The organism is Flagellimonas maritima (assembly GCF_003269425.1).
GTDB lineage: Bacteria > Bacteroidota > Bacteroidia > Flavobacteriales > Flavobacteriaceae > Flagellimonas > Flagellimonas maritima.
Map to the genome: position 1 here is coordinate 3,178,739 of NZ_CP030104.1, position 15,298 is coordinate 3,194,036.

Genomic DNA, 15,298 nt, shown 5'->3' on the forward strand with positions numbered 1-15,298 from the left:
CCTGTGAGGTTACATAGCCAGTTAAGGATGTTAAATACCACACAAATGGGGCTGAATATTTTGGTCTACAAAAGGGAAGTTTCTGGCATCGCTAATACGCTATTGGTCGGTTATTTAAAGAGCCCTACTTTAGATTTGTATCTTTATGACAAAAGCAATAAATATGTGGCAAAGAATGCAGCATTTTTTAGAAGTTTCAAAGTACAAATACCTGGTATTTGCGCTTTTGATTTTTGCTTTCTCCGCATCAACTTCAAGTTGGTACTATACAAGCACCTATGAATTAGTGGTGACTTTTGGTGTTAGGGTGTCACTTCAAATTGCAATGGCTTTCATTATTGTTGAGGTTTTAATTCCAAAACTTTTAAGTAGAGGGAAAACAAGTGCATTTATAGTAGGCGTTACATTGGTGCTCTTTTCATTTTATGCCATTTGCAACCTTATTTTCATTCACTTCTTTGAACCAATGTTTCCGTCAACTTATGTGAACTATATCAAGCGGTTTGAAGACCCCTCATTTACTGGACGCTTTTTAAATTTTGGTGAATTCGTTTCCAAATCATTGTATTTGCTTTATCCCACCTTTTTAATCTTAGTACTAAAGTTATATACCGAAAAGCAGCAATTGCTAAAATTGAACGAACAGAAGAAAACTGCCGAACTTGCCGCATTGAAAAACCAATTAAATCCACACTTTTTGTTCAATACATTGAATAATCTATATGCATTGGCATTGAAGAAATCGGAAGACACCCCAAAAGTCATTCGCAAATTATCGGAAATATTGGATTACATACTGTACCGCTGCAATGAATCCTATGTTTCGCTGGAAAAGGAAATCGAGCTTATTGAAAACTACCTCTCCTTAGAAAAAATACGCTATGCGGATAGAGTGAAAATCGAGTTCAGTAAAAATATAACTGGCCAGGAAAAAATTGCACCTTTACTTTTGCTGACCTTTGTGGAAAATGCCTTTAAGCATGGTGTTGCCAATGAGATAAATCAGGCCCATATAAATATTACCATTTCTAAAAAAGGAGAAGATTTGCTTTTTAAAGTTGAAAACAGCAAGCCCGCGGTATCCGAAAAATTGGAAAATAAAGAATCAATTGGACTTCAAAACATAAAAAAGCAATTAGAGCTTTTATACCCTAAGGCTTACGACCTTATTATAGAAAATGGGAAAAGTACATTTTCCGCCAATCTTAAACTAGCCATGGCATGAGTTACCAATGTGTAATTATAGATGATGAACCATTGGCAAGGGAGTTACTTGAAGGCTACCTCGAGAAGATTCCGGATTTTGAACTCGTGGCTTCTTGCCCAAGTGCTATCGATGCAAGTACTATTTTAAGCAAAAACAAGGTTGACCTCTTATTCCTAGATATTGAAATGCCAGTATTAAAGGGCACAGATTTCTTTAAAAATTTGGTTCATAAACCCGAGGTAATTTTCACCACGGCTTATAGAGATTATGCGGTCGACGGTTTTGAACTGAACGCGCTAGATTACTTATTGAAGCCGATTTTCTTTGAACGCTTTTTTCAGGCAATTCAGAAATTTTTAAAACAGGTAGAAAAGACTGAAGTAAGTAACTCAAATAATACTACCTCCAATGCAAGTGACTACCTCTTTGTAAACAAGGCCAAAAAACAGATTAAGGTTGTTTTTGATACTATTTTGTATGCCGAGAGTCTTAAGGATTATATTAAAATACACTTTCAAGAAGAAGATCCATTAACCGTAAAAGAAAGTATCTCTGCTTTTGAAAAGCGATTGGATAATCGGTTTATTCGTTTGCACCGTTCCTATATTGTGAACAGCGAAAAAATTACCGCCTACACCAAAAATGATGTTGAAATCGGAAGGATGGAAATCCCGATTGGAAACAATTACAAAGACAATCTACTCCCCTTTTTAAAATCGATTTAATCTCAAGATCACACTTGATTTTTTCTCAGGTGAACGTGATTTTGTATTCATGCTAGACATGTACATATTTGGTCGAAAATCGCTGAAACACCCTTAAAACAAGAACGTATACCGTATGCGCACCCATCTCAACCTATTTTCTTTTGTCAGCTAATGAGCTCATTTTACATTAGCCACATGAATTTAAAAATTAAAATTTTCAGTATGAAACAAACAAAATTAGTTCTTGTATTTACCGTAATTTTTCTTGGTGGATTGTTGGTAAACGCACAATCAAAAACCAAAAAATGGGATTTTAAAAAGGGAGAGGTCTTGGATATTCTGCTTTTTAATGGAAAACCTGAATTACCTAAGCTTTTCCCAAGGTATAAGGAAACCGCTTTTGCTTTTGCACTTGAAAAAGGATATCAACCGCAACCATTGCTCGCAGTTGCAGAAACTACGCAAGGAGGATATCAACCAGATACTTATGTAATTGGAAAATGGACGAATTTGGCTGGTAGAAAAGCATTTGTTAATGAAGTAGTAAATAGAGTTCCAGATTTTCACCAGCAAAGAAGAGGAATGTGGTCTTCTTTCAACTTGGCATATTATGAAGTAACAAAAGACATTTCATTTGAGGCTAATCCTGATAAGATATTAGTCGCTACATCTTACTGGAAGGACGATACTAACACTTTTATGAACTTTAAAAAAGAATGGCTTAAAACAGCTAAGAATAACGGAGGAAAAGTACTGTTGGAATTAAATGACCCAATGTCTACAGTTGGTTACATGTACAAACCAGATTTTATAGTATTAACGGAGTGGAATGATAGAGCGGCCTTTGATGCTTTTTCTAAAGAAAGCATGAAAATGGGCGAAAAGGGAATCCAGAACGTGAACCAATTTATAATCAAATAAGCAATAAAGCTGGCAAGTTAACTATGCTTGCCAGCTCATTTTAAAATATGCAAACACTTTTAAATCAGTTGGTCTATTTTGGCTTTTTTCAAAGCCTATTCTTGTTAGGTGTGTATCTGTTTTCCGCTAAGAATCGTAAAAACGTGAATGGATACATCGCTTTTTTAATTTTTGTGCTATTTATCGGATTAAGTGGCCGTGTGTTGCACATGTCTAAAGTATTTGGAGATAATTTTCGTTTAATTGCCATCTCTGAATTTGCTATTCTTCTTTTTGGAGCAACCGTTTTTCTTTTTACCAAATCATCTCTAACCAATCAACGTTTTATTGCAAGGGATTTAGTCCATTATATTCCGGCTATTGGCTACATTTTATTTGTGGTCTTTTACTTTATGATACCTTCGGATGAAGTGATTGTTGCCAGAATACAACGAGGAGAATTATACGCCGTAGTTAATGTTTTAGTAGGGATTGGGCTTACGTTTAATTGTACCTATTGGTTTTTAAGTTTAAGACAGTTTTTAAAATTTAGGAACAGCCTTAAAAATGAACTTAGTTATACGATAAAAACACAATTCTTTTTGAATTTTTTGATTGCTATAGGGGCTTGTCTTTTGGTTTGGATAAGTATGTATTTCATCAGTCTTTTTGGGCTGGAAACCATAGAAAGAGAGGCGCGAAAATTCATTTGGTTAGGAATCGCTTTTATCATTCTTTTCATTGCATATTATGGAATGATAGCACCAGATTTATTCCGAATACAATCGTTAAACCTTTCTCAAAAATATAGTCAGTCAAAATTGAGTCATAAGGACTTAGATATATTGAAGACACAGCTGGAGCAGATGATGACTGCCAAAAAACCCTATTTGAACACCAAGTTGATGAAGGCCGAACTTGCATCTATGTTAGGAATAAGCAACCCAGAATTGGCACGTCTTTTAAACGAACGTATTGGTATGAATTTCTTTGATTTTGTGAACTATTATCGGATTAAGGAGTTTATAGTACTGGCTAAAACGGATAAGGCAAAAGAACTTACTTTTTTTGGTTTGGCACAAGAGGCCGGGTTTAATTCAAAAACAACATTCAACAAGGCGTTTAGGAGTTTAATGGGCACTTCTCCTTCTGCCTATTTCAATGAAAAACTATAATCTTTGTATTATAAAATGCCCTATTTACAAAGCTTATTAGAAGTCGTGCAGAATCTATTCAATACGGTTTCATTTTCCGTATTTTTTAATAGTCTCGTGAAGTTGACTTTTATGAAACTCTATTAGAATCAATTGCGGGGCTATTTTTATACTGCAATTTTCATTTCCAATTCAGGAATCATGTTTGCCGCTGCTTTTATTTTTTCATCAATGATTTTGGTATGGATTTCTCTGGTGCGAATTTTACGGTGCCCGAGGTGTTTTGAAATGATATAAATATCTACTCCGTTTAAAAAGGATATTTTCAATGCACTTTGGCAAAGCCTGTCATTCGGAATGCGTAAGATATTCACTTACCGATTTCACCATATCATGCTGGATTAAACTTTTATTATAGGCTTCACAAAGAGCAGCCCCAAATGTATTGGAATAGAGTTGCTAAAAGTCGGAATAGGGGGTAAGTGAGAAATTAAACGAAAATAATTTTTATAACTATTTGATTTTCAATAAAATGAAACCAAATGAGACAAAATAAACTAGCGGTTACTTCCCGATGCAGTAACTAACTAACCCTTGTGGCATCGGGTCTCGGAAGGGAAAGGTGTACCCGAGGTGTACTTATTTTTTAATGTTTTCCTGCAACTATTCGAAAATATTCCCGCGCAAAACTTTAACATTTTAAAGGTATAAAAATTGTGCGATTTTGAGCTAAAAATACCCCTTATTTGAAATTGTAAATTTTGAATTTGATGGATTGGTCAATGTTGGAAATTGTAAATTCAAATCAATTATTGCAGAATAATATCGCCATCAATGTTCAATTCTTTATGAATTATTTTGGCTTGCTTAAAAGTTATTTCGCTTTCGCTTTTCAAATACCCACTTATTTTAGATTCGCTTGTGTTTAAAAGAGCGGCTAAATCTTTTCTTTTCAGGTTCATTTCCAGCATTCGCAACTCGATTACTTCTCGCAAACTGGGTAAGCCGATAGGGTAGTGGACTTCTTCATATCGTTCAACGATATTGCTGACTTCTATAAACTCTTTGGATAATGGGTTTTCCAATGGAGTGCTATCATCTACAACTTTTATCAATTCCTCTAAGCGAAGACAGGCTTTGACGTATTCTTTATGTGATACTGTAGTCATAGAAGATTAAGATTTTTTCTTGGAAGCAATAATATCTTTTATGGTCCTACTGCTAATAGGGCCTTCCCAACCTTTTCTGATTTCTTCTCTTAAATCTTTGATTATTGTTTCACGGTAAATGCGGTGTAAATTGATAGCATCCCTTACCACTTCACTATTATTTTGATATTCGCCAGACTTAACTAGTTTGGTTATATAATCCTGTTGTCTTTTATTAATAGTGATATTCATTGCTATAGCTTTGAGTCATAAAGATACAATCTAATTCAATTTCCGATTTCAGATCCAAAATGTTTATTGATTATAATCATTGAGCGTGGGAAAGATAAGGGCATGGAGCGTTTTTTCGCGCTCCATGCGGTTATGCGCGGTGCCGAGGGTGTTGGAAAACCCGTAGGTTTTTCAACTTCCGAAGGAACATGGAGTTATAAGACGGAAACCGCAATAAACCGATAATTACCTTAATCATCAAATAACGGTCAAATAAGCTGTTGCCTATGTTTATAGGGTTCATCAGTATTGTCAATCATTATGATAGAATAGCTGTCAAATAAGATTAAGAATTATGTCGGCATTTTTAATGTCAAGTTTTTTGCGCAAAAAACTTGACTTGTTGCCTTTAGTTACTTTTCGGAAGAAAAAATTGAATGGGTAGTTTGTGAATAAACTAAGCGATACTATACTGTAACCCTTTTACCTTGCGGGCAGTTAAGAAGCCCGCAAGGTAAAAGGGTTACATGCAAAATGCAACTAAAGTTATCAGTACTTATTAAAATATGTCCAGTTTTTTAACAAATAAACTGGACATTTTAAATACCTTTGTATAAATAGTTTCCAATGAAAACCTCTGAATACATTGAAGATAAGATTAATAAGTTGCCCAAAGGGTATGTATTCACCTATATGGATTTTATGAATGAGGTGACTAGGAGGGAAGCCATCATTAAACATCTGAATAGAATGGCTGCTTCTCGTAAGATAAACAAGCTATCCAAGGGGAAATACTTCAAGCCGCAAGAAACCGTATTTGGTACGTTGTTGCCAGACCAACACCAGATTGTAAAAGACTTATTGGAAGAAGATGGCAAACTTGTCGGATATATTACGGGGTATAGCGTTTATAATTCCCTCGGACTTACCACACAAGTAAGTAGCACGATACAGATAGGCAAACGGGAGATACGCCCCTCTTTTAAAAGAGGGCGTTTTAGAATTTCGTTCATCAAACAGAAGAATACCATAAATAAGGAAAATATTCCTTTACTACGATTGTTGGATGCCATACGCTACATCAAGAAAATACCCGATACCACCATTGAGAAAAGCTGTATTCGATTGATGGCATTATTGCACGAATTGAAAACCAGCGAAAAAATAAAGCTAATAAAATTGGCTTTTAAATATTCTCCAGCAACCAGAGCTTTATTAGGTGCATTGCTAAGCGAGATGGGTTGCAAGGCAGTGCCTGAACTGAGAGACCTTCAAGATAGTTTAAACCCAATAACAGTTTATAACCTTGAAATTCCTGAAAAGGTGTTGTCAAATGCTAAATACTGGAATATAAAATGAAGCTGCACGAGAACGAACAACTTTTCAGGCAAGCGGTACAAGCAACCGCACAACGGATGGGTATTTTAGATATCTACATCGAAAAGGACTATTGGGTATGCTATGCCTTAAAACTGATCTTTGATAGTGCAATCAAAGATGAAGTCATATTTAAGGGCGGCACGGCCTTGTCAAAGTGTTATAAATTCATCGAACGTTTTTCCGAGGATATTGATCTAGTCGTATTGCGCAGGGAAGAAGAAACAGGGAACCAACTAAAGACGAAGCTCAAAAAAATTACTAAGGAAATAACCGCGCCATTCGTAGAGGTAGAAATGGAAGGGATTACCAACAAAATGGGAATGATTCGAAAGATAGCATATAACTACCCCAAAATTTTTAAAGGAAATTACGGACAGGTACGAGATGCCATTATCATAGAAGCAACATGGTTGGGCCATTTTGAACCATTCACTAAGCGAGTCCTGAATACCTATATCTATGATATGATGAATGCCACCAACCAAATGACATTGGCGGAAGAATATAACCTACTGCCTTTTGAAGTACTTGTATTGGATTCTCGTAGGACGCTTTGTGAAAAGATAATGAGTTTAGTTCGGTTTTCATATACTGAAAAACCAATTATCGACTTGAATGCTAAAATCAGGCATGTGTATGATATTCATCAATTATTAAAGGATGAAACGGTGCAAGGGTTTTTTACTTCGGATGCCTTTGATACGATGCTTTTAAAAGTAGCTCATGATGACGTACAAAGTTTTAAGAACAACAACGATTGGTTAAAACACCACCCAAAAAAAGCGTTGATTTTTAAAGAACTTGAAGAAACGTGGAACCAACTTAAAGACACCTATCAGAATGACTTTAAGTTTTTGGTTTATGGGGAGTTGCCAAAAGAGGAAAGCGTATTGAAAGTAATTATTAAGGTTTCTGAGAGATTGGAAAAAGTAAAATGGTCAATATTGCTAAAATAAAACAATGAACTTTCAACTCTAATGGTTTTATTCTCGTACTTGTATTTACTTTAATATTATGACCAAACCACGCTACCTAACCAAATCAAGATTTAAATTGGCACTGAGCTGCCCTACCAAACTGTTTTATGCAAATAAGACAGATTATGAAAATACAAGTAAAACCGATACTTTTTTGGAGGCTTTGGCCCAAGGTGGTTTCCAAGTAGAAGAATTAGCACGAATGGAATACCCCAAAGGTGTTGCCATTCTAGGAAGGGATTGGGATTATGATACATTAGTAGCTAGAACAAATGAATTACTAAAACAAGAAAATGTTGTCATTTTTGAACCAGCTTTTCTAGTAAACGGACTATTCATCCGGGTTGATATTTTAGTAAAACATGGTTCTGAAATTCAGCTAATTGAAGTCAAATCAAAATCAGTTGATAGTACTTTACATCAGAGCTTTATTACAAAAAGAGGTGGATTAAGTTGGCTAGAATATTTGTACGATGTGGCCTTCCAAAAATATGTAATACAAAAATGTTATCCCGCTTGGAATGTAACGCCATATCTTAACCTAGTTGATAAATCTAAATTAACTTCTGTTGATGGCTTAAATCAAAAGTTTAAGATTGTTCAGAACTCGGAAATGAGAACAGGAATATTAAAAGCTGAGGGACTTACCAAAATGGATATTGGCAATCCAATTTTGTGTTTGATAAATGTTTCTCAAGAGATTCAATTGATATTTGATGAGAACCCAGCATTTAATAGTGAATCTTTTGAAGATAGTATTACTAATTTCAAAGAACATTACGCAAACGATATAAAAATACAAACACCTATTGGTAAGCATTGTGATGGTTGTGAGTTTCATTGCGATGGTATCGATAAAAATTTAAAAAGTGGTTTTCACGAGTGCTGGATGTCTCAGCTTTCAATTTCAAAAACCCGTGTCGATGCACCAAAAGTGTATGAAGTTTGGAATTTTCGTGGAAGTAAAAAACTTATGGATGAGGGTGTCTATTTTATGGATGAAATTCAAGAATATCAAATAGAGATAGAACCAGAAGCTGGTATTATAAGTAATTCAGAACGACGATGGTTACAGATTGAAAAGACAAAACAAAATAGCAGCGAGCCATTTGTAGAATTGGATGGGTTAAAAATTGAAATGGCGAAATGGATTTATCCATTGAATTTTATTGATTTTGAAACTACAGCGGTAGCTATTCCGTTTACGGCGGGCAGACACCCCTATGAACAGCTAGCATTTCAGTTTAGTCATCATATTTTTTTTGAAGATGGTCGAATCGAACATTTCAATGAGTATCTTGATACAACCGTAGGCCACTTCCCAAATTTTGATTTCATAAGAGCTCTAAAGAAAACACTGTCTATAAATGAGGGTAGTATTTTTCGATATCACAACCATGAAAATATTATTTTAAATAAGATTCATGAACAACTTTTGGCAAGTTCAGAGTCAGATAAAGAAGAACTAATCGACTTTATTGAAAATATAAGCCATAATACCGATAGTTCGAGCAAAAAGTGGTGTGGCGATAGAGATATGATCGATTTGTATCAAGTAATTAAAAACTACTATTTTAACCCCGCGATGAATGGTAGTTTGTCCATAAAGGCGGTTCTACCTGCTATTTTAAATACAAGTCATTTTATTAAGAAAAAGTGCCAAAACGATATAGGCTCTATTAACATTACCTCTAAAAACTTTCCGCCTGATTACATATTTCTACACTTGGAAAATGGAAATGCAATAAACCCATATGCAGCACTTCCTCCAGTTTACGAAGACTGGACGCAGGACCAATTAGAAAATGCTTTAACAGGCGTTGGTATAATTTCCGATGGTGGGGCGGCTCTTACGGCCTATGCAAAATTGCAATTTGAAGATGTTTCTGTTGAAGAAAGAGGTGTCTTGGAAAATGCTCTCCTTCGTTATTGTGAACTCGACACCCTAGCTATGGTTATGATTTTTGAGCATTTTAAGGAGCTGGTCTAGAGTAGTTGCTATTTTCATGGATTAATTCCGCAGTCATTTGATTGATTTTTCCTTCAATCAGAAAAATACTTTATTTTTAGAGACCTAAACAATCCTAACCAATCAGATGATTCTACTACAAGATTTAGTACTTAAGAAGTGCCTCATACATCCAGGCCAACAATCTTTCAGAAAGGTTTACAATGAATGTGCTAATAGCTTTTTAAGCTTATGTTAGACCAATCATTTTCAGCGAAGAACTTTAGAATCATATTTGACATCTCAAATAGAAACGGCTTTTTTGTAGAAGATAAATTGAGTTTAAGTTCAATAAGAAAAGTAACCGAGGAGATTAAGGTTTATGGCAACCTAGCAAAAAGCTATAATAAATCTGGAAATAAAGTACTTGCTCATTTTTTTAATGAAGTAAAGGAGCAGTTGAGAGAAGTAAGGAATGTTGAAATTGATAATGTACTTGAAGAAATCAGCTTAATAATATCACAGAGCGATTTTAAAATCGAATTGAAACAAATTAAAATCCCTGGAGGAAAAGATTTGTATACCATTACAAATAAGCCTGAGTATTTCTTTGCAATAAAGCAGGCTCAATTTAACATTTCAAGACTGTTTGGAGTAAAACAATCTAATCGTCATAGCATAGTTGAACAGCTATTCACATTACTTAATGACAAGTTTCCCAAGACTGTTATTAGAACAGACATATCTAGCTTTTACGAATCCATAGACCATGAATCTTTAGCAAAGCATATAAATCATGATAATTTGCTATCCCCAAAATCTAGAAAGATAATAAACAGTATTCTTAGGAGCTACAAGGTTCTCTCCGGCTCAAATAAAGGCGTACCTCGTGGGATAGGGGTAAGCGCATATTTATCAGAATTATTTATGCGTAGAATTGATCAAACCATTAGAAGTATTCCGGGTGTTACATATTATGCCAGATTTGTTGATGACATTGTGGTAATTTTTACTCCAAATCCAAATGAACCAGGCAGAGTATATCTAAATGAAGTGAAATATGCTATCGAAAAAAATAGTTCCATAAGAACGAATCCTGCTAAAACTTTTCCACTTTCCATTGTTGATTTAAGCATCAAACACAATTTTGAATTTTTAGGATACGAATTTATCATACAACATGGCAAAGTAAAGACCAAGCTGACATCAGCCAAGTTTGATAAACTGGAAAAAAGAACTGAACTGGCATTTGACCACTATGTAAATTTTTCAAAAGTTAACAAAAAGGAAGCAAGAAAAATACTTGTGAAACGGATTAGGTTTTTAACTGGCAATACTAGATTGGCCAACAATAAGGCAAAAATTTTAATTGGTATTTATTATTCAAATAGTTCTCTTACAGAAATGGGGCAAATCAAAAGGTTAAATGCAAGACTAAAAAGGCAAATAAATACACGAATTACATCTGTATCGCTCAAAAAAAGACTAAATAGGTATGATTTCATAGACAGTTTTGAGAACAGGAATTTCTCTTCTTTCAGTTCCGATGAACTAAAAGCAATAATGCAAATTTGGAAATAAATGCCAAAGAGTAAAAAGAATATTACAAACAAAAAGGAAAGAGCGGTATTATCCGATATTTTACCCTTTGAAACACCTGCAACATTTTCAAATCGATATTTTTATGACTTTTTGATATCAAATGGTATCGAACTGAGGGGGAATGTGTTGACTTGGAGAAGTGGAAATCAGACTTTAAATAAAATCGTCAAATTAATATTTGCTCTTGGTCCTAAAGAGATTGCGAATGAAACGGATGGAAAAATAACTTTGTCCCCAGGCGCACTTAAAGCAATACCTTTTCACTACAAAATTTCACATAAACAAAAGGAATTTCGGGAGCTTACCGTTGTTCATCCAAAAAATCAACTAGCGGTTATTGAGTTTTATGACTTATGCAAGGAGTTAATTCTTTACTATTGCGATGAGAGCAAATTCTCTATAAGGAAACCATTTAAAACGGCTAAATTCACTTATTTCAAGGATAGACTTCACTACGATAAATTGGCTCAAGATCACGAAGTGGTTGGGGTCGAGGAGTTTGACAAGGAATACGAAAATTTGAAAACATTTTTTTCGTACAAAGAAATTAGTAACATTCATAAATTTTATGAATCCTATAAATATCATCGGTGCGAGAAAAAGTATAAAAACCTCTTCAAGTTTGACATATCAAAATGTTTCGATAGTATATATTCTCACTCTATTACTTGGGCATTGCTAGATAAGGATATGGTTAAAGATGAAATACCAATTTCAAAGCTAACATTTGGGGGCAAATTTGACAGGTTAATGCAAGATTTAAATTATGGAGAGACAAACGGTATTGTCATTGGCCCTGAGTTTTCTAGAATTTTTGCTGAAATTATACTACAGAAAATTGATAAAACGGTTCAGTTAAAGCTTTCGAATAGAAACGAACCAATAATTTTCAGAAAGGATTATGAAGTTTTCAGATATGTTGACGACTACTTTATTTTTTATAATGATGTATACGTTAAAGAAGAGGTACTTGGGCTTTTTAGATTACATCTAAGAGATTACAAATTAGGACTGAATGAGGGAAAATCGGAAGAGTACAAAAAGCCAATACTAACAGGAATAACCGCTGCCAAGGTCGGAATAGTCAAGCTTCTAGATAAAAAAATGTCTTTTAAGTCTAAACAAGAGACAAGTTCCCTTGCCAATGATTCTGACGATAATATTCTAACTTTTTATGTCAGTTCTAGTACTTTAATTACTGAGTTTAAAATTATTTTAAAGTCAGCAGACATTAATTACAAGGATATTCAAAACTTTACACTTGGCTGTATTGACAACAAAGTAATAAGCTTTATTCATCTTTGCTCCGATACTGTTCAAAACGAGAAACAATTAGGAAAGGTCTTTTTGGAAATTCTAGATTTTGCATTCTTCGTTTATGCGGTCACTCCACGAGTAAACAGCACAATTAAATTGTGTTCAATATTGAGTAAGGTTATTCAATTTGCGAAACTTAATTTAAACTCGGATTTAAAGAACCGAATATTTAAGAAAATTTATGATGAGATATTTTTGGTGCTCAAAAAATCAAGAATTCAAGAGCATGTTCAAATTGAGACATTATATCTTCTTATTACACTTAATGATTTAGGTAGAGATTATCGACTGGAAGAAGAGGTTCTGTGTTTTTATTTTTGCATCGATTTGTCAAAGAAAAAGTGCAATTATGAATTGCACTACTTTACAATCACGGTATTGCTATTTTATTTAGGTAACAAAGCCAGATATGTGAAAACGAAAAAGATTTTAGAAAATTATATTTTGGAACTAATGTCCAATGTCTCAAAAGAAAATAGATTTAGAAAAACAGAACTGATCTTATTGTTTTTCGATTTGTTAAGCTGTCCCTATATTGATAGAGTATTTAAAAACAAGCTATTTTTACTTTTTGGGATTCCGTCTACTCAGGGAAGGCTCAGGACTAGTATTATTAATTATAGAAAGTATTGGTTTACTAAATGGGATAACTTTAATTTTGGGAAAGAGTTAGAGGCTAAAAAAAGCCAAGAAGTGTACTAAAAATATACGCTCCGCTCAAATAAATGACTCTTTCGAGGGTTCACACACAAGCGTTCTATTTGACCTTCGATAAAAGAAGATTAAATATAAAGAAGCAGCCTGAGCGGGCTGTTTTTTTATGGTTATTTATAGTGACGGAATTAAAGGTTGTAATTGCCTAGATAATTTCAGTCCCAAATCTTACCCCAAAACTTTGCGCGTGGATCCTGTCCGGTTTTTGTAGTGATTCCGGCAGATTAGCGTGAAGCAAAAACCGGATAGGGCGCACCCTACTTTTTGCTTTGGGGTTTTAGCCATTCTTTATAGAGTTCGCTGGCCTCTGGGCTTGCCTCGAAGAAAGCCCTGAAATGCCCGACCGCCTTTTCTTCTCCCTGTCCATAAGCTTCCTGCTTTATTTCAGGGATTCGGGAGACTTTATAAATGGAGAATCCTAGCACCAAAATTACGCAAACCATTAACCCCACGAACAATTTGACTGCCCATTTCGGAAAAGTCATGGACTTTTTTATATAGTAGACCACGTTACCCATTAGTTTGTGTTGGTCATCAATGGCTTTCTTTTGGTCGTCATTGTAACGTCGTAGGATAAAGTCAATGTCCGTGGTGTCGGGCTTGATTTTATAGTTTCTCAAAAAAGCTTGCATCTCTTCTAAGCGACTTATCGAGTTTTCGAATTCCTTGATTTCCTCTGTTAGCAATTCTGCTATTTCGTCTAGTTTTGCCATAATATTAAATTTCCATTCCTAATCCAATTGTTTTCTTAACAGCCAATTTGAGTGCCTTTTTTGTGATGCTCGTTGCCAAGTTGGGCGTTATCTCTACAGTTTTTCCGAGCATTGATAGGGAGTTTTCCTTGGCTATCTTTTGGGCAACATTTCTATCAAAACCAATCCGTTCGGCAATTCGCCCCATTGACATTGAACGATGTACTTCACTTCCTTTAAGGTTTTGGCCTTTGTATTCAAAACGGAAACCCCGCAACTGATTCGATTTATTGATGCTTGGAATGACTTCTACATTCCTTTGTTTCATGTATTTGATGTATTGGTCAAAATCCTTGGGCTTCATATCCGCAATAACCTTTTCGTGGACTTGCTTTATTTCCAGGCGTACATAATTAATTTCGTTCAACTTTTCCTGTTGCACTTGTTTTACCGTTGTCAAACCCATTTGTTGAGCCACTTTTTCTGCCGCCTGTTGGCTTCGTTTCCCGATATAGTTGTCCTTGAAGGCCTTGCCGTCAAAACCGATGCGGTTCACATATAAATGGATGTGCAAATGACTTTTATCTTGATGTACAAAGGCGATGGCCTGTCGTTCTTGTAGTTTCATTTCTTTAATGAATCTTTCTGTAATTTCCTTCAGTTCTTTTTCTTTTAATTTTTGTCCATCTTGTATCGTGGGACTAAGGACGAAACTCAACGTATTCTTTTTACAGCGATGGTTTTGTGATTGAATGATTTTGAATTCTTGTGTAATCTCTTTGGGGTTGTCGCCAGCCAAATGTTCGCGATAAACCACCTTGGCATCTTTCTCTTCGTTCCACCCATAACCCATGGAGGCTCCCGTATGCGATATGGATTTTCCCATGCCTATCATTTTTTAAAATTGTAAAGATGTTTGCGTATTTCATTGGCCAGTTGTACCACTTCATCGGCCAATTTCGGATTTCGTTTTCGGTACATATTCCCTATACGTTTAAAGTTGACTTGATACTGGACCAACAATTTATAAACATCGATTTGTTCATCGGAAAACCGTTCGACAATTCTATGGTCAAAGGCGGCACGACGACAGTACTCACTTATGGAAAGTCCGCTCTTTTTGGCCTTAATTTTGAGCAGTTTCTTCTCATAAATGGAACATCGAAATTGTACAAATTCCTTTTTCACTTTAGCCTTTTTATCTTTTAAATCGAAGTACGTTTTTCTAAATCATTAATCAATAACTCAGTTAATAGTTCCTACTCTTTTGCGACCAACGGGAGCAAAAGCAAGATTTGTCATGACAATGACACATCTTGAA

At 34.9% G+C, this 15,298-nt stretch carries 16 protein-coding genes; 10 read left to right on the forward strand and 6 right to left on the reverse strand.

The window, feature by feature from the left end:
• Positions 1–175: 175 nt before the first annotated feature.
• The 4 genes from HME9304_RS14085 (at position 176) to HME9304_RS14100 (ending at position 3,989) form a co-directional block, all read left to right on the forward strand.
• On the forward strand, positions 176–1,225 hold the full coding sequence (locus HME9304_RS14085) for a sensor histidine kinase (RefSeq protein ID WP_164674852.1): 1,050 nt from the start codon (positions 176–178) through the stop codon (positions 1,223–1,225).
• Positions 1,222–1,932, forward strand: coding sequence for a LytR/AlgR family response regulator transcription factor (locus HME9304_RS14090; RefSeq protein WP_112379192.1), 711 nt, complete (start codon positions 1,222–1,224; stop codon positions 1,930–1,932). Before HME9304_RS14085 ends, HME9304_RS14090 begins: the two co-directional genes overlap by 4 nt.
• A 204-nt stretch (positions 1,933–2,136) precedes the next feature.
• On the forward strand, positions 2,137–2,835 hold the full coding sequence (locus HME9304_RS14095; protein ID WP_123877523.1) for a hypothetical protein: 699 nt from the start codon (positions 2,137–2,139) through the stop codon (positions 2,833–2,835).
• A 47-nt stretch (positions 2,836–2,882) separates the two neighbouring features.
• Positions 2,883–3,989 (forward strand): AraC family transcriptional regulator, encoded by a 1,107-nt coding sequence (locus tag HME9304_RS14100; RefSeq protein WP_112379194.1) that lies wholly within the window; start codon positions 2,883–2,885, stop codon positions 3,987–3,989.
• A 146-nt stretch (positions 3,990–4,135) separates the two neighbouring features.
• On the opposite strand, the gene HME9304_RS16835 is transcribed toward HME9304_RS14100, so the two are convergent.
• The 3 genes from HME9304_RS16835 to HME9304_RS14110 form a co-directional block, all read right to left on the reverse strand.
• A complete protein-coding gene (locus tag HME9304_RS16835; protein WP_123877526.1) occupies positions 4,136–4,342 on the reverse strand; it encodes a hypothetical protein in 207 nt (68 codons plus the stop codon).
• A gap of 435 nt (positions 4,343–4,777) precedes the next feature.
• Positions 4,778–5,137: a helix-turn-helix domain-containing protein gene (locus HME9304_RS14105; protein ID WP_112379195.1), complete on the reverse strand. Its 360-nt coding sequence runs from the start codon at positions 5,135–5,137 to the stop codon at positions 4,778–4,780.
• A 6-nt stretch (positions 5,138–5,143) separates the two neighbouring features.
• Positions 5,144–5,368 (reverse strand): ribbon-helix-helix domain-containing protein, encoded by a 225-nt coding sequence (locus HME9304_RS14110; RefSeq protein WP_112379196.1) that lies wholly within the window; start codon positions 5,366–5,368, stop codon positions 5,144–5,146.
• 66 nt (positions 5,369–5,434) lie between these two features.
• Here HME9304_RS14110 and HME9304_RS17030 point away from each other — a divergent pair, with 66 nt between their 5' ends.
• The 6 genes from HME9304_RS17030 (at position 5,435) to drt3b (ending at position 13,273) form a co-directional block, all read left to right on the forward strand.
• A complete protein-coding gene (locus HME9304_RS17030) occupies positions 5,435–5,593 on the forward strand; it encodes a hypothetical protein (RefSeq protein WP_164674853.1) in 159 nt (52 codons plus the stop codon).
• A 381-nt stretch (positions 5,594–5,974) separates the two neighbouring features.
• Positions 5,975–6,706 (forward strand): DUF6088 family protein, encoded by a 732-nt coding sequence (locus HME9304_RS14115; RefSeq protein ID WP_112379197.1) that lies wholly within the window; start codon positions 5,975–5,977, stop codon positions 6,704–6,706.
• Positions 6,703–7,683, forward strand: coding sequence for a nucleotidyl transferase AbiEii/AbiGii toxin family protein (locus HME9304_RS14120; RefSeq protein WP_112379198.1), 981 nt, complete (start codon positions 6,703–6,705; stop codon positions 7,681–7,683). The genes HME9304_RS14115 and HME9304_RS14120 overlap by 4 nt, the downstream gene beginning before the upstream one ends.
• Before the next feature lie 175 nt (positions 7,684–7,858).
• A complete protein-coding gene (locus HME9304_RS14125; protein WP_239023292.1) occupies positions 7,859–9,694 on the forward strand; it encodes a DUF2779 domain-containing protein in 1,836 nt (611 codons plus the stop codon).
• Positions 9,695–9,904: 210 nt separating this feature from the next.
• Complete coding sequence (drt3a, locus tag HME9304_RS14130) at positions 9,905–11,233, forward strand: antiviral reverse transcriptase Drt3a (RefSeq protein WP_112379200.1); 1,329 nt, start codon at positions 9,905–9,907, stop codon at positions 11,231–11,233.
• On the forward strand, positions 11,234–13,273 hold the full coding sequence (gene drt3b, locus HME9304_RS14135) for an antiviral reverse transcriptase Drt3b (protein WP_112379201.1): 2,040 nt from the start codon (positions 11,234–11,236) through the stop codon (positions 13,271–13,273).
• 269 nt (positions 13,274–13,542) lie between these two features.
• Here drt3b and HME9304_RS14140 read toward each other — a convergent pair whose 3' ends face one another.
• Genes HME9304_RS14140 through mbpA form a run of 3 tightly spaced genes read right to left on the reverse strand, consistent with a single transcriptional unit; the run spans position 13,543 to position 15,165 of the window.
• Complete coding sequence (locus HME9304_RS14140; RefSeq protein ID WP_112379202.1) at positions 13,543–13,998, reverse strand: DUF6730 family protein; 456 nt, start codon at positions 13,996–13,998, stop codon at positions 13,543–13,545.
• Between the two features lie 4 nt (positions 13,999–14,002).
• Positions 14,003–14,863 (reverse strand): relaxase/mobilization nuclease domain-containing protein, encoded by an 861-nt coding sequence (locus HME9304_RS14145; protein ID WP_313789982.1) that lies wholly within the window; start codon positions 14,861–14,863, stop codon positions 14,003–14,005.
• A gap of 5 nt (positions 14,864–14,868) precedes the next feature.
• Positions 14,869–15,165 (reverse strand): mobilization protein MbpA, encoded by a 297-nt coding sequence (gene mbpA, locus HME9304_RS14150; RefSeq protein WP_099544857.1) that lies wholly within the window; start codon positions 15,163–15,165, stop codon positions 14,869–14,871.
• Between the last annotated feature and the right edge of the window lie 133 nt (positions 15,166–15,298).

Excerpts from the sequence above, each read along its gene's own strand:
- drt3b (WP_112379201.1), top strand. The coding sequence starts at position 11,234 with ATGCCAAAGAGTAAAAAGAATATTACAAACAAAAAGGAAAGAGCGGTA.
- HME9304_RS14095 (WP_123877523.1), top strand. The coding sequence starts at position 2,137 with ATGAAACAAACAAAATTAGTTCTTGTATTTACCGTAATTTTTCTTGGT.
- HME9304_RS14100 (WP_112379194.1), top strand. The coding sequence starts at position 2,883 with ATGCAAACACTTTTAAATCAGTTGGTCTATTTTGGCTTTTTTCAAAGC.
- HME9304_RS14090 (WP_112379192.1), top strand. The coding sequence starts at position 1,222 with ATGAGTTACCAATGTGTAATTATAGATGATGAACCATTGGCAAGGGAG.
- HME9304_RS14140 (WP_112379202.1), bottom strand. The coding sequence starts at position 13,998 with ATGGCAAAACTAGACGAAATAGCAGAATTGCTAACAGAGGAAATCAAG.
- HME9304_RS14110 (WP_112379196.1), bottom strand. The coding sequence starts at position 5,368 with ATGAATATCACTATTAATAAAAGACAACAGGATTATATAACCAAACTA.
- HME9304_RS14085 (WP_164674852.1), top strand. The coding sequence starts at position 176 with ATGCAGCATTTTTTAGAAGTTTCAAAGTACAAATACCTGGTATTTGCG.
- drt3a (WP_112379200.1), top strand. The coding sequence starts at position 9,905 with ATGTTAGACCAATCATTTTCAGCGAAGAACTTTAGAATCATATTTGAC.
- HME9304_RS14115 (WP_112379197.1), top strand. The coding sequence starts at position 5,975 with ATGAAAACCTCTGAATACATTGAAGATAAGATTAATAAGTTGCCCAAA.
- HME9304_RS14120 (WP_112379198.1), top strand. The coding sequence starts at position 6,703 with ATGAAGCTGCACGAGAACGAACAACTTTTCAGGCAAGCGGTACAAGCA.
- HME9304_RS14145 (WP_313789982.1), bottom strand. The coding sequence starts at position 14,863 with ATGGGAAAATCCATATCGCATACGGGAGCCTCCATGGGTTATGGGTGG.
- HME9304_RS14105 (WP_112379195.1), bottom strand. The coding sequence starts at position 5,137 with ATGACTACAGTATCACATAAAGAATACGTCAAAGCCTGTCTTCGCTTA.